The organism is Shimia sp. SK013 (assembly GCF_001292625.1).
Classification (GTDB): domain Bacteria; phylum Pseudomonadota; class Alphaproteobacteria; order Rhodobacterales; family Rhodobacteraceae; genus Shimia.
Window position 1 is genome coordinate 245133 of sequence record NZ_LAJH01000012.1, and the last position, 24468, is coordinate 269600.

Genomic DNA, 24468 nt, shown 5'->3' on the forward strand with positions numbered 1-24468 from the left:
GTCAGCGTCGAAACGCGTTGACCACGTAGCGGGGCAGGCGTGCCAATACAGCGCGCGCGAGTTGCGGGTACTCCAACTCGCCAGCCAGAAGCCGCATGTACATCACACGAACGGTTTTCGATCTGCGGAAGGTTTCAGTAAAGGTTTTTTGCCATCGAGGGGCAAAGATGATCCGGCGCAAAGTGCAGGCAATGCGCAGGTTTTTATGCATGTCGCGCAGGCCCATTTTGTGGCGGGTAAGCGTGGTTTCCGGCGCGCCAGCGGCCAAGGCATCCAGAGCAGACTGCGCGGCGATCTGGCCGCTTTTCATGGCAAATGCGATGCCCTCGCCGGTGATCGGGTCCACAAGGCCAGCCGCATCGCCAGCGAGGACAATATTGGCGCGACCCGGGGTCTTACGGAAGTCGCCGAACGGCAAGTGATGGCCTTTGAACTTGACCGCGTCAGGGTCCAATCCAAGAGCTTCGAGATAGTGACGCATATGCGTTTTCATGTTCGGATTGGGTGCACGCAATCCGCCAACGCCGATTGTGGTGGAATGCTGCTTCGGGAAGGACCACCCATAGCCCCATGACGCGGCACCGAAGTCGATCCGAAGTTGATTTTTGCCCGGGTTTTGAGTGACTTCAGACAATTCAATTTCGAGACCAAATCCAACTGTTTCGGTGTCAAAGGCGGCGCCGAAAAGATGTTTGGCGACAATGGAGTTCACCCCGTCCGCGCCGATCAGGATATCAGTTGTGAGGGTTTCGCCATTCTTGAAACTCATAGAGTTTTCAGAAAGTTGCGCGATAGAGCGACCAGAGAAGTCGACGGCACCGGCATCGAGGGCGTGGCGAAATAATGTATCGTCGAGGTCCAGACGCATGGTCAGATGCAGGGGCGGGATGTCGCGTATTACGGCGAGCTCTGAACCTTCATGCCAAAAGGCAATGTCGTGGCGGGTGACCGCTTGGGTAAGATCGAAATCTTGCCCGAAGATTTCACGGTAATAGCGCCTGCTGCGTTCGGTAAACAGCCCGCCGCAGAGCTTGTTGCGCGGGAAGGTGGCCTTGTCGACAAGGGCGACGCGCGCGCCGTGTTTTGCGGCCCAAGCCGCGGCCGCGCTGCCGGCAGGTCCGGCGCCTATGACGATGATGTCGAAGTCAGACATGGGCTCTCCTGATTACGCGTGGTTCTACCAGCTTTCGCCCGCGACGCCAGAGGGTTACGATAGGGGTGATCAGCGAAGAGGAACCAGCATGACCGATCAGCGCGAGGAGAAAAGACCGGAGGGTGAGGCGACCTTGCGGGTGTCGGCGATGCCGCGGGATGTGAACATCAACGGCGACATTTTCGGTGGTTGGGTTCTGAGCCAGATGGACAGCGCGTCGGGTATCGTTGCGGGGCAGCGGGCCAAGGGGCGTGTGGCGACTGTGGCGGTGGATGCGATGAAGTTCATTCGCCCCGTGAAAGTTGGCAATATTCTGTGCGTTTGGGCGTGGGTTGAACGGGTTGGGCGCAGCTCTATGGGCGTTCGGATCGAGGCCTGGGCGTTTCGGCACCGGCGTGGTGTTTATGAAAAAGTGACGGAGGCGGTGTTCACCTATGTGGCCATTGATGAGCACGGAAACCCACGTCCGGTGCCGCCGGAAGATGAGATCTGGCCCACTGAATAGGCTGTCTGTATCGCGTCGGTATTGCGGCTGCATCGCGTAGGTGCCGCCGCGCGGTGCGTTTAGGGCGTCCTAAACGCCATTTGCGAGAGTCATCAGCAATGGAGATTTGCCGATGACCGGATCAAAACCACAGACCAAAACGTTGACCAAAACCCAAAAGCTGGCGCAGGCCAAACTGGCGCGCAATATGCTGTTGCTGAATTCTGAAAGCTGGCTTCCAGTGGCATTGCGGGAGGACATCCCCGAGGCGTGGCACACGCTTGAGGCCGATCTGGACGTGGAGGAGCCGAAGGAAAAGGTGACCTTGTATCTGGATCAGTCGGTGGCAAAGTTTTACCGCGCGATGGGCAAAGGCTATCACGCCCGCATCAACCGTTTGCTGGCGACGTGGGCACAGATGAAAATCGCGGATGAGCTGCGTCTGGAAAAGGCGCTCGCGGCGCGGCGTTAGGCTTTGTTCATGCCGTAGTTAGACTCGGTTTCATCGTCCATCGAACGCAGATTGGAAAGCGCATAGGCCAGCAGGCCAACGAAGAACGGGATCGCGAGGGAGAAGGTGCAGTAGGTGCCAAAAGCCTGCCACAGGGTCGCGTTGTGAAACAGCGTCTGCACGGCGGCAACGATAATGCCTAGGAAACTTCCGACAAAGAACAGGATCAGGGCCATTGGAGGGACTCCGCCATTTGATTGGATTGCACACATTAACCTTGTCGGGGAAATAGGGCGGAAATGGGGCGCTGGCGAGGCGAGAGGGTGCCGAGGCGCGGGAGCGGCGGGAGGTTGCCGGTTTGGGAGGGGAGTGGGCGGAGAATGGCTTGGGGGGGCAAGATGATTGCCAGTGGTTTGTGGTGCAGCGGGAGCAAGATCGCCCTCCCGTCGCGCCGGAGGCGTGCCATCAATAAACGGCGCACCTTTGGTGCGACGGGGAGCGCGGGCGATGGCCTGACATTTACTCGCACCAGGAGTTTTACCCATTTCGTCAAAGTTGGGCTTTGATTCACTAGTCACTACTTCTATCTTCTAAGCTAATTCACAGCTTAGGATTGAGTATGAACGAAGATAACCCATTGCCAGTTCTTCCCTCTCAAGCGGTCGTTGAGATTGTGAAAGCCGCATCAGGAGGAGCGGGCGATGGAATTAGATCGACAGTCACTGATGTTTGGGGCGGATTGATTGGCGATAGGGTGAAATTGTGGCGACAACGAAACTTAGTCAATTCGCTTGAAAAAACTTGGCGAATCCTCAATTCGAATGGCATTTCTACAGCTAATTTGCAAGCGCTTCCAGACGGTGAACTTTATCGAGTTTTTGAAGGGGCTAGCAAATGCGACGAGCCCAACCTTCAATCAATGTGGGGTGGATTGCTTGCAAACGCCTTGCGCGGAAACACGTCCGAAGAAACGTCGCAAAGAGTGTCATCTACACTGTCGACAATGTCTGGATTTGACGCTCGACTTCTCAAGCTAATTGTTGATGTGGATGAAAAGTTGTCGGATTTCAACGACGCTAGGATTGCTAAACTCAACTCTTTTCGGGAAGGAGAGCTCGAACAAAAAGAAGAAGCAGGAAAAGTGGACGAATTTCGGCGCAGGCTTCACGATGATGAAATTGAATTCAAAAATGAAGTAGCGGGGATAATCGCGGAACAAGGCATGGAAGATAGTACCTTTCGTGAACTAGCAAAGGCACAACTCATTGCTTTACATTTAATTCAGCCACTTGGTGGACAAAAAGCTAGTTCGATCTTCTTTAACAGACGTTATCCTGGACTATTTGTTTCTAACTCAAAACGTGACTTTGACAAGCAAGTCCAGGCTGCATTTCAGGAGCTTCATAGGCAAAGCGAGCATTTTGAAGATTGGGCATCTGAAAGGCTTTTGTCGATGGATCGTGAGGTTTTTGTTTTCAGGGAAGGCAAAGAAGCAAAGGTCAATTTCGAGCTGAGCGATTTCGGGAAAGTGTTTCTTTCGATAGTGGATCCAGAATTTTTCTAAGTTGGTTTCGTGTTTTTGGAAAAGTGGGTGCTGGTGATATTCGGGCAAGGGCAGTGGTTGTGTTCCCATGAATTTTTTGGTGTCGTCAGCACTCAAGTTTTAGCATGTCAAAACAACGCCATGCCCCCCGCCCGTTGGGGGCGGATCGGACGCGTAAGCCCGCTTTGCGGGCTTTGGGGTGGCAGTGTTGAGGTGGGGAAATGAGAACACCCGCGACGGAGCGCGGGTGTTTTTGTTCTGTCAATCAGCGTTTGCGAGCCGCCTCACCGGGGGGCGTACGGGTTGTTGGCTGCGCCAAAACCCTGCCACGCACTCTTTGGAGCCAAACGGCAATCCCCAGAAGGTCAACCTAGCGGCTGAACTTCTTGTGCTTGAGCCGCTTTGGCTCCAAGGCATCCGCCCCAAGCCTGCGTTTCTTGTCTTCCTCATAGTCCTCAAAGTTGCCTTCGAACCATTCCACGTGGGCATCGCCTTCGAAGGCGAGCATGTGGGTACAGATGCGGTCGAGGAAGAAACGGTCGTGGGAGATGACCACGGCGCAGCCGGCGAAATCCACCAAGGCGTCTTCGAGCGCGCGGAGGGTTTCGACGTCGAGATCGTTGGTCGGCTCATCGAGCAGCAGCACGTTGCCGCCTTCTTTGAGCAAACGCGCCATGTGCACGCGGTTGCGTTCCCCGCCCGACAGCAGGTTCAATGGTTTCTGCTGGTCGCCGCCTTTGAAGTTAAACGAGGAGCAATAGGCGCGGGAGTTCACTTGGGCGTCGCCAAGTTCGATGATTTCCGCGCCGCCCGAGATGGCTTCCCAGACGGTGTCTTTGTCGTTCAGGTCGTCACGGGATTGGTCGACATAGCTGAGTTTAACAGTGTCGCCGTATTCCACAGAGCCCTCGTCAGGCTGTTCCTGACCGGTGAGCATTTTAAACAGCGTCGATTTACCGGCGCCGTTGGGGCCGATCACGCCGACAATGCCGCCCGGGGGCAGGGAGAATTCGAGGTTCTCGATCAGTTGCTTGTCGCCATAGTGTTTGGACAGGCCCGCGACCTCGATCACTTTGGAGCCAAGACGCGGGCCGTTGGGGATGACGATCTGGGCGCGGCCGACCTTTTCACGCTCGGACTGATTGGCCATCTCGTTATAGGCCGAAATACGGGCCTTGGATTTGGCTTGGCGAGCTTTTTGGCCCTGACGCATCCAGTCAAGTTCGCGTTGCAGCGTTTGTTGCTTGGATTTGTCTTCGCGGGCTTCCTGCTCCAGACGTTTGGCTTTTTGTTCCAGCCATGCGGAGTAGTTGCCTTCGTAGGGGATGCCCTTGCCGCGATCGAGTTCCAGAATCCAGCTGGTGATGTCGTCGAGGAAATAGCGATCGTGGGTGACGCAAAGGATCGTTCCTTTGTAGTCGATCAGGTGCTGTTGCAGCCATGCGATGGTTTCGGCGTCCAAGTGGTTGGTCGGTTCATCGAGCAGCAGCATTTCGGGGGCTTCGAGCAGCAGTTTGCACAGAGCGACACGGCGGGCTTCACCACCCGAGAGGTCGGCGATGCGGGCGTCATCAGGCGGGCAGCGCAGGGCCTCCATCGAGATGTCGACCTGGCTGTCGAGATCCCAGAGGTTCTGGGCGTCGATGTCGTCTTGTAGGGCGGCCATTTCCTCAGCGGTTTCGTCGCTGTAGTTCATCGCCAGTTCGTTGTAGCGATCCAGTATGGCCTTTTTGGCTGCGACGCCAAGCATCACGTTTTCGCGCACCGACAGGGTGTCGTCCAGTTTCGGCTCCTGTGGCAGATAGCCAACGCGCGCGCCTTCGGCGGCCCATGCCTCGCCGGTGAAGTCCTTATCCAGACCAGCCATGATCTTCATCAGGGTCGACTTACCGGCGCCGTTGACGCCGACGACACCGATTTTCACGCCGGGAAGGAAGGACAGGTGAATGTTTTCAAAGCATTTCTTGCCACCGGGGTAGGTCTTGGACACACCCTGCATGTGGTAGACGTATTGATAGGCTGCCATTGGGACGACTCCGTCATGGGGGAAACTCTAGGTTGGCAGAGGTGATAGCGGAGGGAGCAGGCGGGGGCAATGGAGGTTGGTGTTTACGGTTGCGCGGCGTGCGCGAACCGAGGGGTGGAAGCGAAGCGCCCGCCCCGTGGGGGCGGTTCGGGCGCTAGCCAAAGCATTGCTTTGGCTTTGGTGGCTGCTTCACACCGCCCGCTCAAAAAACACGTCCGGATAGGGGTCTTCGTTGAAACGCTCGATTGGGGTCCAGCCGCTGGTTTCATAAAGTTTGACCGCCTCGCCGAGCTTTGAGTTTGTGTCGAGCCGCAGTAGGGAAATGCCGAGATCACGTGCGGCAGCTTCGACCTGTTCCATCATGCGTTTTGCCAAACCCAGTCCACGCGCGGAGGGCGCGATCCAGAGGCGTTTGATTTCAGCGTAGCCTTTGTCGGTGCCTTTGAGGCCAACACAACCCAAAGGCAGGCCGTCTGACATCGCCAAAAGAAAGGTGCCGCGCGGCGGCATCATGTCGGTGGCGTCGGGATCGGCAGACAGGTTCACGTCAAAGCCGACGTCGATGCGGCGGTCGAGTTCGGCGTAGTATTCATGCAAGCAATAGAGCGCGATTTCAGAGCGTGGATCGACCGCCTCGAAGGTGATTTCGTCCTGCCCGAGTGCGCTGCCGATCAGGTCCATCGCATCCAGCAGGGCGTCGGCGCGGGGGTGGCGGGAGAGGATGGCGTTGGCCTGTGCATCGGAGAGCGCGTTGTAGGCGGTGTGTTCAGCGCGGCCTGTTTCGGTGAGGGAGGCGATGCGGCGGCGGCCGTCGTTGGGGTCTTGTTCCAGCAGCACCATGCCTTCGTCTACAAGGGATTTCAAAAACCGGCTGAGCAGGGTTTTGTCGAGGCCGAGATAGCTGCGGACTGTTTCCAGTTCGGCGCCATCAGGGCCAATGGCATGCAGCACGCGGGCAGGCCCAAGCGGTCGGCCACGACCGAGATAGCTTTGGTCAAGCACACCTGTTTCGCGCACAACGGCACGGTTGAAACGGCGGATGCGGGTGATGGGATTGATGGACATTGGTTTACCTCGGTCAACTTTAATTGTTTACATAAGTCAACTAATGTATGAGGTCAAGCAGGCAATTGCCGGTTGACAGGACCCGGGTGCAAGGCAAGAAACCCTTGATGATGAACGGGTTGCCATATGCGCCACGGGGCCGTGTTATTGGTCTGTTGGGGGGATCGTTTGATCCGCCGCACGCGGGGCATGTGCACATCACCCAAGAGGCTTTGAAGCGGTTTGGTCTGGACGAGGTCTGGTGGCTGGTGAGCCCCGGAAACCCGTTGAAGGATCATGGGCCAGCCGACCTCGGGCGCAGGATGGCGGCGGCGCGCGCGATCATGGATCATCCGCAGGTCAAAGTGAGCGATTTTGAAGCCCATGCTGGCACAAGGTACACGGCGCGCACAATCATGGCGCTGCAGGCGGCGTGCCCGCAGACGCGGTTTGTCTGGCTGATGGGCGCGGACAATCTGGCGCAGTTTCATTTGTGGAAAGACTGGCGTGAGATTGCATCGAGGGTGCCGATTGGCGTGTTGGCGCGGCCTGGTGACCGGATTGCAGGCCGGACCGGCAAGGCGGCGCGAGTGATGCGTCAAGCGCGGCTGCATCCAAGGGCGTCGCACCTGTTGGGGCGCAGCACGGCGCCGGCATGGTGTTTTGTGAACCTGCCAATGCATGACGCAAGTTCCAGCGAGATCCGCGCCAAGGGGCGATGGCGTTAGGCCGGTTTGCGACTGGCAAGCATCGCTGAGGCGAGGCCTGCTGCGATTATGAGCGCCAGACCCGCCCAAGTGAGCGCATCCGGCAAGTCCGCAAAAATCACCCAGCCGAGTGCCACGGCGCTGGCGAGTTGAAAGTAGACGTACGGCGCGAGTTCGGACGCATTGGCGCGTGTGTAGGCATAGATCAGTAGTAAATTGCCAAGTGCGGAGAAGGAGGCGCTGACAAAGGTTAGCCCAGCGACCGATGCGGTCATGTCCGGCAAAACAGCAAGCCCGAAAGGCGTCAAAGCGATGGCGCCAAAAAACAGCTGCGTGAACAACAGGTCAGCAGGGCGGGCGGCCGTGGCCAGCCAGCGCGAGGCGGTTAGGAAAGCGCCGTAAAACAGACCGGCCATCAGCGCGAAACTGCGCCCTGATGACAGGAGCGGGCCGTCACCGCCGAGCGAAGGGCGTACCACCAGCAGCACACCGAAAAAGCCAAGCACCATGAGGACGGTGCGGACCCGGGTGACGGGTTCGCGCAAGAGCAGGGCGGAGAGTGCAAAGCTGAAGATCGGGCCGATGAAGAAGGCGGCAAAAACATCCGCCAGCGGCGCGCGGACCAATGCAAACTGGATCGAGGTGATGCCGCCCACCAGCAATAGCGCGCGCAACCAGATGCGCCAGTCCGCCAAGAGGCGAAACGTATCGGCGCGGACCAGCGGCAGGGCGAGTAAGGCGCCCAGAGCAAAGCGCGACCATGCAACAAAGATCGGGCTGAGGCCGTGATCCTGTGTCATCAGTTTGCCGGCGGCGTCCCCGGCCGGGATTAGGGACATCGCCAGAAACATAAGGGCTGGAAGTTTCCACATAGTGAAGGCCGTTACACGCCAGATGGCGGAAATGACAGGAAGAATTGCGGTTTGAGCGCTTGAAACCAAGGCGCGGGCGCGGGTAGGCTTGGCCACATGGGTAACGATGTTTCACGGCGTGTGTTTTTGGGTTTGGCGGCGGCCGGTTTGGCGACGCCTGGCTGGGCCAATCCGCCGTCCAGATCGTTGCGGCCGGTGCCGCGTCCGGACGGGCTTGGTGTGGTCAACATGCCGGGCATCGAACGTCTTTTGAAAGACGCAGGTGTCAGCGGCAAGGTAAGCGTTGCTGTGGCGCGGGTTGGCGATGCAGCGGTGCTGGAAAGTTATGGTGCCCAAAGTGCGCAGCCGCCCGCCAGCGTGGCGAAGGCGCTGACCGCGCTTTATGCGTTGCAGTATTTGGGGCCGACGCATCGATTTTTGACCAAAGTTGTGGCCACGGGACCGGTGAAGAACGGCGTGATACAGGGCGACCTTGTTCTGCGCGGTGGGGGCGATCCGACGTTGGACACCAACGCGTTGGCGGCTTTGGCCCGCAGTCTTAAGGCCGCGGGTATCATCGGGGTGACAGGTCGGTTTTTGGTTTGGGGCGGGGCGATGGCGCGCGTCGCGCGGATCGACAAGAAGCAGCCTGATCATGCCGGTTACAATCCGGCGGTTTCCGGTCTGTCGCTGAACTACAACCGCGTACATTTTGAATGGAAGCGCAGCGCCAATGGCTATGTGACGTCGATGGACGCGCGGTCAAACAAGTACCGACCTGATGTCACGGTAGCGAAGATGAAAATCTCCAATCGCGATGTGCCGGTTTACACCTATAAGGCTGTGGGCAAAGAGGATCACTGGACCGTGGCCCGCAGTGCTTTGGCCAATGGTGGGGCGCGGTGGCTGCCGGTGCGCCAGCCGGAGCTTTATGCGGGCGAAGTGTTTCGCACGATGGCGCGGTCGCATGGCATAACGCTAAAGGCGCCGAAAGTGACGCAGGGCGCGCCGTTTGGCTCCGTTGTAGCCCAACACCAGAGTCTGGATCTGCGCACGATTCTGAAAGGAATGCTGAAGTATTCCACCAACATCACGGCGGAAATGGTTGGCATGGCTGCGAGCCACGCGCGCGGGGCGCAGGTCACCAGTTTGAAATCGTCGGCACAAGCGATGAACCTGTGGGCCGAAGAAACGTTGGGTCTGCAAAGCGCCCGTCTGGTGGATCATTCGGGCCTTGGCGAGGCATCGCGAATACGGGCAGACGAATTTGCGTTGGTGTTGGCGCAGGCGTCGCAACAGAAGGTGCTGCAACCGATCCTGAAAGACATTGCGTTGCGGGGCGAAAACGGACGCGTCAACAAGGGCCATCCGCTGGAGGTTAAAGCCAAGACCGGCACGTTGCATTTTGTCAGCGCGCTGGCTGGGTATATCTCGGGGCCGGGCAATACCGAACTGGCGTTTGCGATTTTTGGCGCGGACGTCGGCGCACGCGAGCGATTGATCGGGCCAGATCGGGAACGGCCCAGAGGCGCGAGGACTTATAATAGCCGGTCCAAGAAATTGCAGCAAAAGCTGATTGAGCGCTGGGGCGCGGTGTATCGGGCGTGAGATGATGAACCAAACCGCGACATTGCATGTGCTGTGCGGCAAGCCGGCGGCCGGAAAATCGACCTTGTGCGCGCAGCTGTCGCGTGCGGCGGGTGCGGTTGTGATTTCAGAGGACGCATGGTTGGCGACCCTTTTCGGGGATCAAATGAGTTCGATTGCCGATTTTGTCCGATGTTCGCAACGGGTGCGTGAAGTGGCCGGGCCACATGTGGTGGACTTGCTAAAGGCGGGCGTGACGGTGGTGTTGGATTTTCAGGCCAACACGCTGGAAAGCCGGGCATGGATGGCGGGGCTGGCCCGACAAGCACAGGTGCAGGCGACAGTGCATCATCTGGATGTGCCCGACGAAGTTTGCAAAGCGCGGCTGCGGGAACGTAACGCCAAAGGCAGCCACCCGTTTTCAGTCAGTGAGGCGCAGTTTGATCAGTTGGCGCAGCATTTTGTGGCGCCAACAGACGAAGAAGGTCTTGAGGTGGTTGTGCATTCCGCCGTCTGACGCGCAACGCGGCCCAACTGGCGCGCAAGAAAAAACGCGGCCCGCATATTGCAGGGCCGCGTTTTCATGTCTTTGTCAAAGCGTGCGCGACGCTCGCAGGTTGGCTTATGCCAGTGCGAGGTTTGTCGCGGATTCGCGGCCGTCACGGCCTGCTTCGATGTCAAAGGTCACTTTCTGGTTGTCTGCCAGGCCAGTCAGGCCGGAGCGCTCAACAGCAGAGATGTGTACAAACACGTCTTTGCTGCCGCCGTCTGGTGCGATGAAGCCGAAGCCTTTAGTTGTGTTGAACCATTTTACGGTGCCAGTAGCCATATCCGTAGTCTCCTAAAAAAACCTGTCCGCATGATTGCGACAGCGTGGCGTGGTCGGTCTGGATCGAAGGACTGACCGCCGTATGACGGGAGACAGTGGTCGAAAAAGAAAAACGTTAGCAAGCGTCACATAGGAGCTTAGGGGACCGATTGAAAGGGTTCAGAAATATTTTTTTGCGGCTCGTGTTCTTAAGCGCATGGCAAGAATTTGATAACGAGTTTGAGTTAAGCCGAAAATAACTACCGTTAATAACAGTCGACTTAGTCGGAGGCGCCCGTGACAAAACCCCTTGGTTTGGATCCCTTTGTCCTGATGGACGCACTGCAAATATCCGTTTTTGTTCTAAAAGTTTCGGATGACGGTTTGCCTCGGTATGTCAAAATCAACGATGTTGGTCTGGAGTGGACGGGTTTGACGCCTGAAAAGGTTGTTGGGAAAACCGCGCTGGAAATTTATGGCGGTGTTGCAGGAAAGAAGGCGCTGAACCAGCATTTGGAGGTGATCCAGGCCGCGCGACCGGTGTCTTATGAGGTGGTGATTCCCTTCGCGCAACGGCTGGGGCTGCTGCGGTCCACGCTGGTGCCCTATTTGGACGACGCTGGGAAAGTGACGCATTTGATCGGGTCGTCCATGGACGTGACCTCGGAAAAAGAGCGCGATGCGGCTTTGGAGCTGACCAAGGTTGCCAAAGAAGAAGCGGAGGAGGCCAGCAAGGCCAAAGAACAGTTTCTGGCCAATGTGAGCCATGAAATCCGCACGCCAATGAATGGCATCATTGGGATGTGCGAACTCCTCCGCGAGACGCCGCTGGATCAGAACCAAGGGCTTTATGCGGATACGATTTACAATTCCGCAAATGCGCTGCTTGATATCATCAATGACGTGTTGGATTTCTCCAAAATTCAGGCGGAGAAATTGTCGCTACACGATGCCCCGTTTTCACTGCGTGCTCTGGTTGAGGAAATCTGCATGTTGTTGCGCATTGGAGCTGAAAGCAAAGGCGTCAGGTTGTTGTTTCACTATGATAGCGCGATGCCGGAAGAGTTTGTCGGGGACCAAGGCCGTTTGCGACAAATTTTGACGAACCTGATCGGCAATGCCGTCAAATTCACCGATCATGGCCAGATCGATGTGCGCGTGGACTATGGGGAACGTGGGCGGTACTTGCCGTTGAAAATCTCAGTCGCGGACACGGGACACGGGATTGAGGTGGCGCATCAGGAAACTATTTACTCCGCGTTCGAGCAGGTAGAAAACCCCGGAGTGCATCGCGAAGACGGAACTGGGCTTGGATTGGCGATCACTCGTGCTTTGGTTGAAAGAATGGGCGGTGACATCACGCTGCAAAGTACGCTTGGCAAAGGCACAACATTTTCTGTGCATTTGGATTTGTCGGAGCCGACAGCCGTGGGGGCAGCGATCCTAGAGACAGCCCAGCAGGTTGGAAGGTTTTCAGCGGGGACGCAAAAACCCGACACGGCGCCGCCTGATTTGTCCGGGATGACAGTCTTGGTCGCAGAAGACAATCTTACCAACCAGTTGGTCGTCAAAAAGATGCTGGGGCAAACGGGCGTAACCATACGCGTTGTCGAAAATGGACAGCAGGCCGTTGAGGCGTATAAGGCAGCCGCCTGCGATCTGGTTCTGATGGATTTGTCGATGCCGGTGATGGGCGGGCTAGAGGCGACCCAATTGATCCGTCAGCATGAACAGGCGGCCGGATGGGCGCAGGGCAGGATCATTGCCCTTACCGCAAACGCGCAACCAAAGGACGTGCGGGATTGTTTGGCCGCCGGCATGGACGACTTTCTCAGCAAGCCGTTCCGCAAAGACGCCTTGTTTTCCATTCTGCAAGGAACCGCAGGTCCCGCAGCAGAGGCTGCGGGCACTGACGGTTAAGCTTCACGCCAAGAACAGGATGCGGCGATCACACCATGTGGCGGGCGCGCGCGCCGCGTTCGATGCCGGCCGCGTGCAGCCGGTCGATGTTCAGCTCGTAGCGGATTTCTTCGAGCAGGCGCAATTCCGGTTCGGCCAGTGAGCCGTCCGCAGCAGCCACATCGCAGGCCAGCGCATATGCTGTTTCGTAAAGCCGTTCGTCGAGGCCTTCGCGCACAAGCCCGAACAGCGCCATGAGACCGTCTTCTTGTTCAAAGAGGTCAAACACGATCTGGCTGATGGTCTGTAGGCGGTCGATGTCGTATTCGGCAAAGACCGGCAGGTTGTTCAGAGCCACCTGAATCTTTAGCAGTTCAGCGGTGCGGATGTTTTCATCTGAGGCCGATACGGCGATCATCACAGCGACGAGGCTGTCTTGTGGCGATAAGGCGTGGGGCAAGTCTTGTGACACGGTCATTTCCTTTGCAAGGCTGTGTTGCAGTGCAGATTATTGACTGCCAGTGTCAGGGGCAATAGGAAGCGTCGGATTGTCACGCGCATTCCGGCGTGTGGTAAGACTTCCTAAAATCGGAGAAAACCCATGTCTGACCTGCGTGAAGCAGCCCTCGTATCGAAAGCCTGGCCCTTTGAAGAAGCGCGCCGGCTGCTCAAACGGTATGAAGGAAGCAAGGACAAGAAGGGATTCGTTCTGTTTGAGACCGGCTATGGCCCGTCAGGATTGCCGCATATCGGCACTTTCGGCGAAGTTTTGCGCACGACGATGATCCGCAAAGCCTTTGAGGCAATTTCCGATGTGCCCACGCGCTTGATCTGTTTTTCCGATGATCTGGACGGCATGCGCAAAGTGCCGGGCAACGTGCCAAATCCGCAAGCTCTGGAGCAACACCTGCAGCGACCGCTGACCTCGGTGCCGGACCCGTTTGGCACGCACGACAGCTTTGGCGACCACAACAACGCGATGCTGCGTCGGTTCCTTGATACCTTTGGTTTTGAATATGAGTTTTACTCGGCCAAGGAATTTTATGAGTCCGGACAGTTTGACGAGATTCTGAAACTGGCCGTGGAACGCTATGACGAGGTTATGGCGATCATGCTGAAGTCATTGCGCGAAGAGCGTGCGGCGACCTATTCCATCTTCCTGCCGCTGCATCCCGAAAGCGGTCGGGTCATGTACGTGCCGATGAAAAAGGTCTGTGCCGAGACCTATACGGTGACGTTTGATGACGATACGGGCAAAGAGTGGACCGTGCCGGTGACGGGCGGCAATGTGAAGTTGCAGTGGAAGCCGGATTTTGGCGCGCGCTGGGCCGCGCTGGGTGTCGACTTTGAAATGTACGGCAAGGAGCATGCCACCAACGAGAAAATCTATGATGCGATCTGTCGGGTTCTGGGCGGACGCGCTCCGAACCACTTTTCTTATGAGCTGTTCCTGGACGACAAAGGGCAGAAGATTTCCAAGTCATCCGGCAACGGCATCTCGATTGACGAATGGCTGACCTATGCCTCGACCGAGAGCCTGAGCTACTTTATGTATCTGAAGCCGAAAACGGCAAAGCGGATGCATTTTGATGTGATCCCGAAAGCAGTTGATGAATATCATCAGCAGCTGCGTGCCTATCACACCCAAGACGCGAAAGCGCAATTGAACAACCCTGTTTGGCATATCCACGCGGGTGACGTGCCGGAATCCGATATGGTCGTCAGCTTCTCGATGCTGCTCAATCTGGCGAGCGCGTCTTCGGCTGAGGACAAGGCGGCGATGTGGGGCTTTATCAACAAATATGCGCCTGATGCGACGGCTGAAACGCATCCCGGTATGGATGCGGCGGCGGGTTATGCGGTGCGCTATTTCAATGATTTTGTGAAGCCTGCGAAAGTGTATCGTGCGCCGACAGAGCCAGAGCGTGCCGCGCTGGAAGATTTGTGCAGCGCGCTGGGTTCGGCTGAGACCGCACTGGCGATGATTGCGGCCAAAAACGACCTTGTTGGCAACGACGATCCGCTGCCCGAGCCGGATTTCAGCGACGAGGAGTTCTTGCAGTCAATCGTGTTCGCTGTTGGCAAAATCCACAACTTTGAGCCGCTGCGTGATTGGTTCAAAGCGATCTACGAGGTGCTGTTGGGCGCGAGCCAAGGGCCGCGTTTTGGTGGGTTCATCGCGCTTTATGGCGTGGAAGAAACCCGTCAGTTGATCAACAAAGCACTGGATGGTGATCTCGTCTAAGCGATGATCAAAGGGCTGCGCCTTGTGGCGCAGACACGTTTAGCAAGGGTCCGCTTTGGCGGGCCTTTGGCCGTTTTGGCGTGTGCGTCAAGGGGGAGGATGATCTGAAACGAGTGGTGGTGCGTAGTCTTGGGTAGGAGGACGTGTGATGAAACAGATGCTGCTGACGTTTTTGATTGTGATTGGCTTTGCCGTTGGGGCGGGCGCCGAGCAAAACGGTAAAGACGGGGTTGCGCCGCAGATTGAAGCGGTGATTGATCAGCAAATGCGGGCTTTTCAGAGCGATGATTATGTGGCGGCCTTTGGATATGCCGCAGACAACATCCGCCGGATGTTCGGCACGGCTGAAAACTTTGGCGAAATGGTCAAGCGGGGCTATCCGATGGTGCACCGCCCCGCAGAGGTGCGGTTTGGCGCGATGCGTCAGGATGGCGGAGCTGTGTGGCAGCGGGTTTTGGTGCGCGATGGTGCTGGGGCATTCTTCGCGTTGGACTATCTCATGGTGCCAACTGAGGCGGGATGGCGGATTGCGGCCGTGACTTTGGTAGGTGCGCCGGAAAGCGCCTGACGTTTCACAACATTTGAGCTTGCGGCAACGCGCGGTGGTCAAGCCGCGCGTTAAAGCCTTGCGCGCTATGCCCTTGGTGTCGCCTTGAATTCGGGCGCACGGGTTGTGGATATGGGACGTCTTGCATGGTGGTGCCGGGCGCGGAAAGGGCAAGATGAACAAGGCGATTACCGACGGGCTGGTGTTGATGCCAACGGCTTTTGCGGGTGGGCTGGATGTGTGGTCCAGTGAGAATGGCACGCCGGGCTCTGACACATATGACGGGGCGAGCAACGCGGCCTTTGTGCCGGCGGACAGCGATTTTGGCGGGTGTCTTGAGCTTTTGAAAACCGAGAGCACTCAGAAACTGCGGTATATGGCGCAGACGCCGATTTTGCCGGGGTGTTATCTGCGCATCACCGCGCGGGTGAAAGCGATCAGCGGCAACCTTCCGAACGTGCGCATCGCCGGCTGGGCTGCGACGGCGGGGGGCGCACACGTCAACGGGCTAACTGAACTTGGCAACAGCGAGACCTTGCAGACCTACGGTTCTGTTGTGGAGCTGAGCGCGATCGTCGGCAGTGGCGCGCGCGGTGGTGTTGATATGATTTGGGGCACCACGCCGGCCTATGGTCATTTTGGTCTGGATCTGACCGGATCCAATGGCGGCGTTGTGCGGGTGGATGACATCAGGATCGAGGACATCACTGGCGAGTTTTACCGCGATATGATGAACTGGGTCGATGTGAAGGATTTTGGCGCCGTGGGCAACGGCAGCACGGATTGCGCCGCGGCCTTTGAAGCGGCGGATGCGGCGGCGGACGGCAAGCGTGTGCTGGTGTCTGAAGGGGAGTTCTTTCTTGGCAGCAGTGTGACGTTTGAAAACCCTGTGGTGTTTGAAGGCACCGTTACGATGGGCACAGGGTCGATTTTTTCGCTGACCAAGAATTTTGATCTGCCGACTTATATCAACGCGTTTGGCAACGAGGAGTTGGCATTTAAGAAGGCGTTTCAGGCGATGCTGAACAACGCCGATCATGAGAGCCTTGATCTGGGCGGGCGGCGCATCACCATAACCGAGCCGATTGATTTGCAGGCAGCGGTGCCCAATCGGGGCAGCTATGCGCAGCGGCGACATATTGCGAACGGGCAATTCTACGTCTCGGGCGACAGCGCTTGGGAGCCGGACGTTGTGACAAGTCAGGCGACCTATTCCACAAGCGAGGGGCGGCGTCTGCGCAATGTCAGCAACGCGGCAAATATTCAAGTTGGATCGCTGGTGTCGGGCAATGGTGTGGGGCGGGAGGTCTACGTTCGGGAGGTGAATGTGGCGACGCAGGAAGTCACGTTGAGTCAGCCGCTTTATGATGCGGCAGGCACGCAGAATTTCACCTTTACGCGGTTCAAATACATCTTTGACTTCAGCGGGTTTTCCAAGATCAGCGCTTTTTCCGTGTCTGACATCGAGTTTCAGTGCAATTCCAAGGCAAACGGGATTTTGTTGTCGCCGTCCGGTGTGGCGTTTCATGTGCGCGACTGTTTCTTCACAAGGCCGAAGCATCGCGGGATCTCGTCGCCCGGAGAAGGTTGTCAGGGGCTGTTGGTGGATCGCTGTCAATTCATCACAAACGAGGGCGGTACGCGCTCACAGGACCGGATTAGCGTTGGCATCAATTGCAACGCCAATGATTTCAAATTGCGCAACAACCGTGCCAGCCAGTTCCGCCATTTCGCAGTGATTGGCGGAGAAAACGCCATGGTGACGGGCAACCACTTCTTTCAAGGCGATGACGAGCCAGATGGGGTGCGCACGGCGGGGATCGTGTTTGCGCAGGGGTTCACGTCGGCGACGTTTGACGGGAACTATGTCGATAACGCGTTTCTGGAATGGTCAAACGAATATGACAGCGAGCCGGATTTCACCGGTGGGTTCTCGTTTGGGTCGCTGTCGATTACGGACAATGTTTTTCTGTCAGGGGATGTTGCGCCTTGGTTTGGCTATATCGTGATTAAACCGCATGGGATCGGGCATTTTTTCACCGGCCTCAATGTGACGGGCAACAAGTTCCGGTCGATCAATGGCACCATTGATCGGGTGGATCGGGTGGACACGAGTTTTTCCGATCTCGATATGAGCAAAGGCAAAAATGTCCTGTTCACCGGCAATACGTTCCACAATGTCGTGACCGCCGCGCACAATCCACTGAGGGTGCAGCATGACCAGAATTCACATCAGAGCACGTGGACGGTGCGCACCGAAGGCAAATTGCCGTTTGGCGGGCGTGCGCGTGGCGTGGACGGGTTGGTGGCCACGTCCAAGCTGAAGGATACGTCCAATGTCACGGCCTACGACATGCCCAATGTGAATTTGGAACAAGGCAGCGATGGCAGTGAAGTCGATCTGCGGTGGGCGGAGAGCTATGCCGGGAACATGACGGTGATTGTGCGCATGGACTAGGCGTTAGGGGATTTGCCGCATTCTGGGGCGGGCTTCGCGCCAGACCAGAATGCCGGCAGCAGTAAGGATCATGGCGGCGCCGATCCAAGATATGGTGTCGGGCAGAACGGTGAAGACCAGAGCATCATAAAGCGCTGCAAACGCCAGTGTTGTGTAGAAAAACGGCGACACAAAGCTGGCGTCGGCCATGCGCATGGCGTTGACGAAACAGGTTTGGGCCGAGGCCATCAACGCGCCGATGCCCGCAAGCGCCGCCCATTGGGCGGCGTTTGGCGTTTGCCAGATGAAGGCCGCAGCAATGGTGGAAATCACAAGGCCGATGGCGTTGTTGACCAACAGGATTTGGAAGGGCTTTTCGCGGCCGGACAGCAGTTTTATGAAAATCACTTCGGCACCCAGCGCACAGGCCGCGCCAAGCGCAAGTAGCGCGCCAAGTTCCAGTGCGCCGGACCCCGGGCGGGTCAGAACAATGGCGCCGCCAAACGCCAGCGCTGCAGATCCCCAACGCCATGGGCCGATGCGTTCTCCGAGAAACGGAATCGCCAGCAGCATGGCGACGACCGGGTTCAGGAAACTGATCGCTGTGGCATCTGACAGCGGGATAAAAGCGGCCGCAGCAAACATCAGGGTCACTCCGCCCCAGCCGAGCGAGGAGCGCCCGATGTGAAGCCGCCAGTTGGGGCGCGTGAACTGCGGCCGCAGGAGCGTTGCTGCGGTGGAGAAAATCAGAAACGCAAAGAGGAACCGTCCGTGGCTGATCTGCAAAGGGTGCAAAGGGGCACCAAGCGCGTCGGTGCCAAGCGCCTTGGCAAGCAGGGTCGTGCCGGCCGCAAAAGCGGATGCCGCCAGCGTCAAGGCGGCGGCGAGGGCGGGATTTGAGCGGGGTGGGGTTGGGGCGGTCATGGAGTGCTTATGAGCGGGGTGTTGCCGGAGGGCAAGCGTTGCGCCACACGTCTATAAGTGGCGGCGGTTTGTTCGCCCGAAACGGATGAATGCGGGGTCGGTTGCGCAAAGCGAAAGAAGGGGGTTCCCATTTGCCGCCTTTCAGTCTAGGCAATCGCCATGATCAAACGACGAGATATCCTGTCTGAGCGACGCCGACGCCTTTGCGCGTAACCGGCCTTTGATCCCCTGTGTCTGAAAACGGCGCAAAACCTTCCATGACTGTTGACGAAAACGCCTCTGCTCATCACTGATTGAGGCATAATTTTTTTGAAAAGGAAGATCGCGATGATCCCCTCCGTTTTGCCAACCTATAATCGTGCTGACCTGACGTTTGAGTCGGGCGAAGGCAGCTGGATGATCGAGGCGGACGGGCGACGTTTTCTTGATCTTGGTGCCGGCATCGCGGTGAATGTGCTGGGCCACGCCAATCCAGTGCTGGTTGAGGCGCTGACGGCGCAGGCAAACAAACTGTGGCATGTGTCCAACCTTTACAACATCACGCAGCAGCAGGCCTTGGCCGACAAGCTGGTGGGCGCCTCCTTTGCCGACACGGTGTTTTTCACCAATTCAGGAACAGAATGTTGTGAACTGGCGGTCAAGATGGCGCGCAAGTACTGGCATGACAAAGGTCAGCCGAACCGCGTGGAAATTATCGGATTTCATGGCGCGTTTCATGGCCGTAGCTCGGCGGGTATTGCAGCTGCTGGTGGCGAGAAACTAACCAAAGGCTTTGGGCCGCTGTTGCCAGGGTTTGCGCATGTGGACTGGGAAGATCTGAAGGCTTTGGAAGCCTCGATCACCGAGAACACGGCGGCAGTAATTGTTGAACCGGTTCAAGGCGAAGGCGGCATTCGCCCGATGGAAGACGCGGACCTGAAGGCCTTGCGCGAGATCTGTGACGAGGCAGGCATTCTGCTGATTATGGATGAGGTGCAATGCGGTGTGGGCCGGACCGGCAAGCTGTTTGCGCACGAATGGGCTGGCGTGACGCCCGACATCATGATGGTTGCCAAAGGCATCGGCGGGGGCTTTCCGCTTGGCGCAGTACTTGCGACCGAAGATGCGGCCAGCGGCATGGTTGCTGGCACGCATGGGTCGACCTATGGCGGCAACCCGTTGGCCTGCGCCGTAGGCGGCGCGGTGATGGATGTGGTCGCGGAAGACGCGTTTCTGGCGGAGGTCAACCGTAAGGCAGGTTTGCTGCGTCAAAAGCTGGAAGGGCTGGTGGCTGCGCATCCGGACGTGTTTGAAAGCGTGCGGGGTTCAGGCCTGATGCTGGGTCTGAAATGCGCCAAGCCTGCGTGTACAGATGTGGTGGCCGCGGGCTATGACAACGAGGTGATCACGGTGCCGGCGGCGGACAATGTGGTGCGACTTTTGCCGCCTTTGAACATCTCTGACGACGAAATCTCTGAGGCGGTTGACCGGCTCGAAAAGGCAGCGACGCAAGTCGCTTCGAAAGTGTAAGGACTTGAGAAAATGAAGCATTTTCTGGATATCAACAAAACCGACAAAGACGATCTGCGCGGCATGATCGACAGTGCCAAGGCCATCAAAGATGCCCGCAGCGGTTTGCCCAAAGGTGCGCTGGACCAAGACCAGCCGTTGAAGGACCACATGGTCGCTTTGATCTTTGAGAAGCCGTCGACCCGGACGCGGGTAAGCTTTGACGTTGGCGTGCGCCAACTGGGTGGCGAGACAATGGTGTTGTCGGGCAGTGAGATGCAGTTGGGCCATGGCGAAACTGTTGCCGACACCGCCAAAGTGCTGAGCCGGTATGTCGACATGATCATGATCCGCACGTTTGAGGAAGCGACGCTGTTGGAGATGGCGGAATACGCCGATGTGCCGGTGATCAACGGGCTGACCAACCGCACGCACCCGTGTCAGATCATGGCGGATATTCTGACGTTTGAAGAGCACCGTGGGCCGATTGCAGGCAAGAAAGTTGTTTGGTCGGGTGACGGCAACAACGTGTTTGCCAGCTTTGCCCATGCGGCTGGCCAATTCGGGTTTGACCTGACGTTTACCGGTCCAGACACGTTGGACCCCGAGGCGGTGTTCATCGAGGAGGCGCGCAGCAAAGGTGTGTCTGTCGAGATTGAACGGGACCCGATCAAAGCCGTGCAAGGCGCAGACCTTGTGGTGACAGATACGTGGGTCAGCATGCATGATGCGCCGTCTGCACGCGAACGGCGGCACAACCAGCTGCGTCCGTTTCAGGTGAACGAAGAGCTGATGCAGCACGCCAACGCAGATGCGCTGTTCATGCATTGCTTGCCTGCGCATCGCAACGAGGAAGCCACAAACGCAATCATGGACGGGCCGCATTCCGTGATCTTTGATGAGGCGGAAAACCGGCTTCATGCGCAGAAAGCGATCATGAAGTGGTGCGTGGGGAAGTAAGCCCTAGTGACTGGAACGAAATGGCAGGCGCTGCGTGTGACGCGGCGCCTGTTTTGTATTCCGCTCTGCGATATGCCCCAAAATTGCCTCAAATCGTGCATAATTGTCATTGCAAGGGCATCTGGCTTTGGGGAGCGATATGACGGACGAAGAGCGGAAACAGTCGGGGCAACCGCGTATTGTGGTGGCGGGCGCGGGTAGTATTGGCTGTTTTGTAGGTGGCATGCTGGCGCGGGGCGTACAGGATGTGACGCTGTTGGTGCGGCCTTATATGGCCGAAGAGCTTTCAAAGCAGGGGGTTTCGCTGACAGATTTTGGCGGTCTGGATGAGGCGTTGTCGCCGGATGCAGTGACACTTGTGACCGGTTCGGCTGGCCTGTCTGAGGCGGATATCATTTTGGTGACGGTCAAGAGCGGTGCGACGGCGGCGATTGCTGAACAGATTGCCGAACACGCGCCCAAGGAGGCCGTGGTTGTCTCGCTGCAAAACGGCACGCAGAACGCGCAGGTCTTGCGCGACCGTCTGCAGGGCTGGGATGTGCGCGCGGGCATGGTGCCGTTCAACGTGGTCGCGATGGGGGGCGGAAGGTTTCACCGCGGCACCAGTGGTGACATCCTGATTGAAAAAGGGGCGGGGCATGTGGCGCGCAAGCTGAGTGTAAACGGGCTTGATGTGCATGAGGTCAAACACATGGAGCCGGTGCAATGGGGAAAACTGCTGATCAACCTCAACAATGCGCTCAATGCGTTGTCTGACCTGCCATTGCGTCATCAGATCATGGACATGCGTTGGCGGCGGCTAATGGCGGATCAGATGAAAGAGGCGTTGGTGGTGCTGGACGCGGCGCGCATTGAGACCACAAACCCAGTCACGCAGGCGGTGCCAATGCGGTTGGTACCGCGGATATTGCGATTGCCGACATGGGCGTTTCGCGGAGTGGCCAAGGCGATGCTGGCGATTGATCCCAATGCCCGCAGTTCGATGTGGGAAGATCTAAGCAAGGGGCGGCACACCGAGGTCGACGAGTTGCAGGGGGTGATCGTGGCGCTGGCCCGTGAGAGCAACATTCCAGCGCCAATCAATGAGCGGGTCGTCAACCTTATACGGGCTGCCGAAGCGGCAGGTGCAGGCGCACCGGGACTGCGCCCGGATCAGGTTCGAGGTGACTGAGCGGACAATATACGTGTCAGCCAATCAGTGAATTGAGTACCCAAAACACAAATGCAGACATCAGTGCAGCGGCCGGTACGGTGATCACCCAAGCCGCGACAATGGTCATGAAGTGGCTGCGGCGGACCAGCTTGCGGCGGCGGCGTTCTTCCGGAGCGAGGAGCGGAATATGTGGCAGCGGACGCGTTGCAGCCAACTTGCGGCGGCGGCGTTCGGTGTGCCATTCACGGTAAAACCCAACCCCGAAAATACCGCCCACGGCGATGTGGGTGGAGCTGACGGGCAGGCCCAGCCAAGAGGCGACAATCACCGTGATCGCGGCAGAGAGCGCCACGCAGTAGGCGCGCATCGGGTTCAATTTGGTGATCTGCTCGCCAACCATGCGGATCAGTTTCGGTCCAAAGAGGAACAGGCCGAAAGAGATACCAAGCGCGCCGATAATCATAACCCAAGTGGGGATTGCCACCTTGGCAGCGATGTCGCCGAACTGCGAGGCATGCACGATGGCCGCCAACGGACCTACGGCGTTTGCCACGTCGTTGGCACCGTGTGCAAAGGAGAGAAGTGCTGCGGAGAAGACCAGCGGCAGGCCGAAGAGGACTTTGAGAGATTTGTTGCGGTTCTCAAGGCCTTCGGATTGGCGACGGATCAGCGGGCGGGTGATGAAGTAAGTGGCAACACCAATTGCTGCACCGATCAGCAAAGCGGTTTGCAGGTCGATCTTGATGATGCGCTTGAGGCCTTTGAGCGCCAGATAGGCGGCGAAGGCAGCGGCCATAATGGCGACCAGAACCGGCACCCATTTGCGGGCGGCGGCGATTTTGTCGTCCTGATAAACGATCTTGGCTTTGATAAAGGCGAGGAAGGCGGCCGCGATGGCGCCGCCAAGAACCGGCGAAATCACCCAAGAGGCCGCAATTTTCCCCATTGTCGGCCAATCCACAGCGCCAAAACCCGCTGCCGCAATGCCTGCGCCCATGACGCCGCCAACCACCGAGTGGGTGGTGGACACCGGCGCGCCGACCCATGTGGCAAGATTGACCCACAGCGCCGCTGAGATCAGCGCGGCCAACATGGCCCAGATAAACACCTGTGCACTTTCCATGCCTGAGGGATCGATGATGCCTTTGGAAATCGTCGACACAACGTCGCCGCCTGCGAGCAAAGCTCCGGCGCTTTCGAAAATGGCTGCGATCAGGATCGCGCCGCCCATCGTCAAGGCATTGGCGCCCACCGCGGGGCCCATGTTGTTGGCCACATCGTTGGCACCGATGTTGATGGCCATATAGGCGCCAATTGCAGCTGCGGCGACAATCAACAGGTTGCTGGGGTGGTTGCCGAAGAAAAACCCTGCAACCAAGCCCGCGACCACGATAAACGCCAGCGCGACGCCAAGGCCCACCATTGGGCGGGACACATATTGAGTGCCAGCTTCCAGATGAGAGATACGGTGCAGATCGCGGTCCAGAGCGGACCATTGTTTACCGTGTTTAGGCGCAGCCATGATGGAATCCCTGAAATATTTGGCACAGGGCTAAAGACATGCACCGCGCATTTCAACGGTGTAGTTACAAATCTGTCACAAAGGGAATGGTTTTAGCGCGACAAAGACGGCTTGCGGCGGATTAGAAGTCTCGCAGCAACGCTTGCAGTTCTGGTTCGTTCACCATCTCGGCGGCCTGCTCGAGCCGCACCCATTTGCGCGTCCGCTCGTCTGCTTCGGGAAAGGTGTCCTCAAGCTGAGTCACATGCGCCTCATAGACTTTGACTTCGACCGGGATCTCAAGGCCTGTGTCCAGACGCTTGTCATAGCCGTAGCTGCCCACAGGACTGGTGTTCATATTGGCCTCACGTACGCCGGCCTCTTCCCAGGCTTCCTGCAGTGCGGAGCCGGGGGCGTCTTTGCCGTCAATTGGCCAGCCTTTGGGAAGGACCCAGCGGCCGGTGTCCCGTGAGGTGACAAGCAGCACCTCTTGAGCAGGACCGGGTTCACGCAGGCACAAAGCAGCAACCTGCAACCGCCGGGGGCGACGCAGCAGCGGAACAAGCACGCTGTCAAAAGCTTTTCTAAGTGCGCTGGGCATAGTGAGGTCAGTCTGCTCGGTCTTGTTGTTCTGTTTTTGTAATCTTGATTGATTAAGAA

The 24468-nt window shown here is 57.7% G+C and carries 23 protein-coding genes; 13 read left to right on the forward strand and 10 right to left on the reverse strand.

Annotated features, from left to right (window positions below; genetic code table 11):
* Position 1: 1 nt before the first annotated feature.
* Entirely contained in the window at positions 2-1153 is a 1152-nt protein-coding gene (locus SHIM_RS10920; RefSeq protein ID WP_054002675.1) for a geranylgeranyl reductase family protein, read from the reverse strand.
* Between the two features lie 88 nt (positions 1154-1241).
* On the opposite strand from SHIM_RS10920, the gene SHIM_RS10925 reads away from it, so the two are divergent.
* Both SHIM_RS10925 and SHIM_RS10930 read left to right on the forward strand, forming a co-directional pair.
* Positions 1242-1658, forward strand: coding sequence for an acyl-CoA thioesterase (locus SHIM_RS10925; RefSeq protein WP_054002676.1), 417 nt, complete (start codon positions 1242-1244; stop codon positions 1656-1658).
* Between the two features lie 112 nt (positions 1659-1770).
* Entirely contained in the window at positions 1771-2109 is a 339-nt protein-coding gene (locus SHIM_RS10930) for a BrnA antitoxin family protein (RefSeq protein ID WP_054002677.1), read from the forward strand.
* Here the strand turns inward: SHIM_RS10930 and SHIM_RS10935 are convergent.
* On the reverse strand, positions 2106-2324 hold the full coding sequence (locus SHIM_RS10935; protein ID WP_054002678.1) for a hypothetical protein: 219 nt from the start codon (positions 2322-2324) through the stop codon (positions 2106-2108). The two genes, SHIM_RS10930 and SHIM_RS10935, sit on opposite strands and share 4 nt — an antisense overlap.
* 383 nt (positions 2325-2707) lie before the next feature.
* Between SHIM_RS10935 and SHIM_RS10940 the strand changes: the two genes are divergently transcribed.
* The gene (locus tag SHIM_RS10940; RefSeq protein ID WP_054002679.1) at positions 2708-3652 is read left to right on the forward strand and encodes an Abi-alpha family protein; all 945 of its coding nucleotides are present in this window, start codon (positions 2708-2710) and stop codon (positions 3650-3652) included.
* Positions 3653-4001: 349 nt separating this feature from the next.
* Here the strand turns inward: SHIM_RS10940 and ettA are convergent, their stop codons facing one another.
* A complete protein-coding gene (ettA, locus tag SHIM_RS10945) occupies positions 4002-5657 on the reverse strand; it encodes an energy-dependent translational throttle protein EttA (RefSeq protein ID WP_054002680.1) in 1656 nt (551 codons plus the stop codon).
* 189 nt (positions 5658-5846) lie between these two features.
* On the reverse strand, positions 5847-6722 hold the full coding sequence (locus SHIM_RS10950) for a bifunctional helix-turn-helix transcriptional regulator/GNAT family N-acetyltransferase (protein ID WP_054002681.1): 876 nt from the start codon (positions 6720-6722) through the stop codon (positions 5847-5849).
* Positions 6723-6829: 107 nt separating this feature from the next.
* Here SHIM_RS10950 and SHIM_RS10955 point away from each other — a divergent pair, with 107 nt between their 5' ends.
* Positions 6830-7429, forward strand: a complete 600-nt coding sequence (locus SHIM_RS10955; protein WP_054002946.1) for a nicotinate-nucleotide adenylyltransferase — start codon at positions 6830-6832, stop codon at positions 7427-7429.
* On the opposite strand, the gene SHIM_RS10960 is transcribed toward SHIM_RS10955, so the two are convergent.
* Positions 7426-8247, reverse strand: a complete 822-nt coding sequence (locus tag SHIM_RS10960; RefSeq protein ID WP_241488836.1) for a DMT family transporter — start codon at positions 8245-8247, stop codon at positions 7426-7428. The genes SHIM_RS10955 and SHIM_RS10960 overlap by 4 nt on opposite strands.
* 129 nt (positions 8248-8376) lie before the next feature.
* Here SHIM_RS10960 and dacB point away from each other — a divergent pair, with 129 nt between their 5' ends.
* Both dacB and SHIM_RS10970 read left to right on the forward strand, forming a co-directional pair.
* Complete coding sequence (gene dacB, locus SHIM_RS10965; RefSeq protein WP_054002683.1) at positions 8377-9867, forward strand: D-alanyl-D-alanine carboxypeptidase/D-alanyl-D-alanine endopeptidase; 1491 nt, start codon at positions 8377-8379, stop codon at positions 9865-9867.
* 1 nt (position 9868) lies between these two features.
* Positions 9869-10363 carry an AAA family ATPase gene (locus SHIM_RS10970; protein WP_054002684.1) on the forward strand — a complete coding sequence of 165 codons (495 nt, stop codon included), beginning with the start codon at positions 9869-9871 and terminating at the stop codon, positions 10361-10363.
* A 105-nt stretch (positions 10364-10468) separates the two neighbouring features.
* Here SHIM_RS10970 and SHIM_RS10975 read toward each other — a convergent pair whose 3' ends face one another.
* Positions 10469-10675, reverse strand: a complete 207-nt coding sequence (locus SHIM_RS10975; RefSeq protein WP_054002685.1) for a cold-shock protein — start codon at positions 10673-10675, stop codon at positions 10469-10471.
* 276 nt (positions 10676-10951) lie between these two features.
* Here SHIM_RS10975 and SHIM_RS10980 point away from each other — a divergent pair, with 276 nt between their 5' ends.
* A complete protein-coding gene (locus SHIM_RS10980) occupies positions 10952-12574 on the forward strand; it encodes a response regulator (RefSeq protein ID WP_241488837.1) in 1623 nt (540 codons plus the stop codon).
* A 28-nt stretch (positions 12575-12602) separates the two neighbouring features.
* On the opposite strand, the gene SHIM_RS10985 is transcribed toward SHIM_RS10980, so the two are convergent.
* Positions 12603-13031, reverse strand: a complete 429-nt coding sequence (locus tag SHIM_RS10985) for a tellurite resistance TerB family protein (protein WP_054002687.1) — start codon at positions 13029-13031, stop codon at positions 12603-12605.
* Between the two features lie 123 nt (positions 13032-13154).
* On the opposite strand from SHIM_RS10985, the gene SHIM_RS10990 reads away from it, so the two are divergent.
* The 3 genes from SHIM_RS10990 (at position 13155) to SHIM_RS11000 (ending at position 17803) form a co-directional block, all read left to right on the forward strand.
* Positions 13155-14798, forward strand: coding sequence for a lysine--tRNA ligase (locus SHIM_RS10990; protein ID WP_054002688.1), 1644 nt, complete (start codon positions 13155-13157; stop codon positions 14796-14798).
* 148 nt (positions 14799-14946) lie between these two features.
* Entirely contained in the window at positions 14947-15366 is a 420-nt protein-coding gene (locus SHIM_RS10995; RefSeq protein ID WP_054002689.1) for a DUF4864 domain-containing protein, read from the forward strand.
* Between the two features lie 154 nt (positions 15367-15520).
* Positions 15521-17803, forward strand: a complete 2283-nt coding sequence (locus tag SHIM_RS11000) for a glycosyl hydrolase family 28-related protein (protein ID WP_054002690.1) — start codon at positions 15521-15523, stop codon at positions 17801-17803.
* Between the two features lie 3 nt (positions 17804-17806).
* On the opposite strand, the gene SHIM_RS11005 is transcribed toward SHIM_RS11000, so the two are convergent.
* On the reverse strand, positions 17807-18706 hold the full coding sequence (locus SHIM_RS11005) for a DMT family transporter (protein WP_054002691.1): 900 nt from the start codon (positions 18704-18706) through the stop codon (positions 17807-17809).
* A 327-nt stretch (positions 18707-19033) separates the two neighbouring features.
* On the opposite strand from SHIM_RS11005, the gene SHIM_RS11010 reads away from it, so the two are divergent.
* The 3 genes from SHIM_RS11010 (at position 19034) to SHIM_RS11020 (ending at position 22325) form a co-directional block, all read left to right on the forward strand.
* Positions 19034-20215, forward strand: a complete 1182-nt coding sequence (locus tag SHIM_RS11010; protein WP_054002692.1) for an aspartate aminotransferase family protein — start codon at positions 19034-19036, stop codon at positions 20213-20215.
* A gap of 12 nt (positions 20216-20227) precedes the next feature.
* On the forward strand, positions 20228-21154 hold the full coding sequence (argF, locus tag SHIM_RS11015; RefSeq protein ID WP_054002693.1) for an ornithine carbamoyltransferase: 927 nt from the start codon (positions 20228-20230) through the stop codon (positions 21152-21154).
* A 139-nt stretch (positions 21155-21293) separates the two neighbouring features.
* Positions 21294-22325, forward strand: a complete 1032-nt coding sequence (locus SHIM_RS11020) for a 2-dehydropantoate 2-reductase (RefSeq protein WP_054002694.1) — start codon at positions 21294-21296, stop codon at positions 22323-22325.
* A gap of 16 nt (positions 22326-22341) precedes the next feature.
* Here the strand turns inward: SHIM_RS11020 and SHIM_RS11025 are convergent, their stop codons facing one another.
* Positions 22342-23829 (reverse strand): inorganic phosphate transporter, encoded by a 1488-nt coding sequence (locus SHIM_RS11025; RefSeq protein ID WP_054002695.1) that lies wholly within the window; start codon positions 23827-23829, stop codon positions 22342-22344.
* 121 nt (positions 23830-23950) lie between these two features.
* On the reverse strand, positions 23951-24409 hold the full coding sequence (locus SHIM_RS11030; protein WP_054002696.1) for an NUDIX hydrolase: 459 nt from the start codon (positions 24407-24409) through the stop codon (positions 23951-23953).
* Between the last annotated feature and the right edge of the window lie 59 nt (positions 24410-24468).

Coding starts and splice junctions, on each gene's coding strand:
- SHIM_RS10920 (WP_054002675.1), bottom strand. CDS start 1,153: ATGTCTGACTTCGACATCATCGTCATAGGCGCCGGACCTGCCGGCAGC.
- SHIM_RS10925 (WP_054002676.1), top strand. CDS start 1,242: ATGACCGATCAGCGCGAGGAGAAAAGACCGGAGGGTGAGGCGACCTTG.
- SHIM_RS10930 (WP_054002677.1), top strand. CDS start 1,771: ATGACCGGATCAAAACCACAGACCAAAACGTTGACCAAAACCCAAAAG.
- SHIM_RS10935 (WP_054002678.1), bottom strand. CDS start 2,324: ATGGCCCTGATCCTGTTCTTTGTCGGAAGTTTCCTAGGCATTATCGTT.
- SHIM_RS10940 (WP_054002679.1), top strand. CDS start 2,708: ATGAACGAAGATAACCCATTGCCAGTTCTTCCCTCTCAAGCGGTCGTT.
- ettA (WP_054002680.1), bottom strand. CDS start 5,657: ATGGCAGCCTATCAATACGTCTACCACATGCAGGGTGTGTCCAAGACC.
- SHIM_RS10950 (WP_054002681.1), bottom strand. CDS start 6,722: ATGTCCATCAATCCCATCACCCGCATCCGCCGTTTCAACCGTGCCGTT.
- SHIM_RS10955 (WP_054002946.1), top strand. CDS start 6,830: ATGATGAACGGGTTGCCATATGCGCCACGGGGCCGTGTTATTGGTCTG.
- SHIM_RS10960 (WP_241488836.1), bottom strand. CDS start 8,247: ATGTCCCTAATCCCGGCCGGGGACGCCGCCGGCAAACTGATGACACAG.
- dacB (WP_054002683.1), top strand. CDS start 8,377: ATGGGTAACGATGTTTCACGGCGTGTGTTTTTGGGTTTGGCGGCGGCC.
- SHIM_RS10970 (WP_054002684.1), top strand. CDS start 9,869: ATGATGAACCAAACCGCGACATTGCATGTGCTGTGCGGCAAGCCGGCG.
- SHIM_RS10975 (WP_054002685.1), bottom strand. CDS start 10,675: ATGGCTACTGGCACCGTAAAATGGTTCAACACAACTAAAGGCTTCGGC.
- SHIM_RS10985 (WP_054002687.1), bottom strand. CDS start 13,031: ATGACCGTGTCACAAGACTTGCCCCACGCCTTATCGCCACAAGACAGC.
- SHIM_RS10990 (WP_054002688.1), top strand. CDS start 13,155: ATGTCTGACCTGCGTGAAGCAGCCCTCGTATCGAAAGCCTGGCCCTTT.
- SHIM_RS10995 (WP_054002689.1), top strand. CDS start 14,947: ATGAAACAGATGCTGCTGACGTTTTTGATTGTGATTGGCTTTGCCGTT.
- SHIM_RS11000 (WP_054002690.1), top strand. CDS start 15,521: ATGAACAAGGCGATTACCGACGGGCTGGTGTTGATGCCAACGGCTTTT.
- SHIM_RS11005 (WP_054002691.1), bottom strand. CDS start 18,706: ATGACCGCCCCAACCCCACCCCGCTCAAATCCCGCCCTCGCCGCCGCC.
- SHIM_RS11010 (WP_054002692.1), top strand. CDS start 19,034: ATGATCCCCTCCGTTTTGCCAACCTATAATCGTGCTGACCTGACGTTT.
- argF (WP_054002693.1), top strand. CDS start 20,228: ATGAAGCATTTTCTGGATATCAACAAAACCGACAAAGACGATCTGCGC.
- SHIM_RS11020 (WP_054002694.1), top strand. CDS start 21,294: ATGACGGACGAAGAGCGGAAACAGTCGGGGCAACCGCGTATTGTGGTG.
- SHIM_RS11025 (WP_054002695.1), bottom strand. CDS start 23,829: ATGGCTGCGCCTAAACACGGTAAACAATGGTCCGCTCTGGACCGCGAT.
- SHIM_RS11030 (WP_054002696.1), bottom strand. CDS start 24,409: ATGCCCAGCGCACTTAGAAAAGCTTTTGACAGCGTGCTTGTTCCGCTG.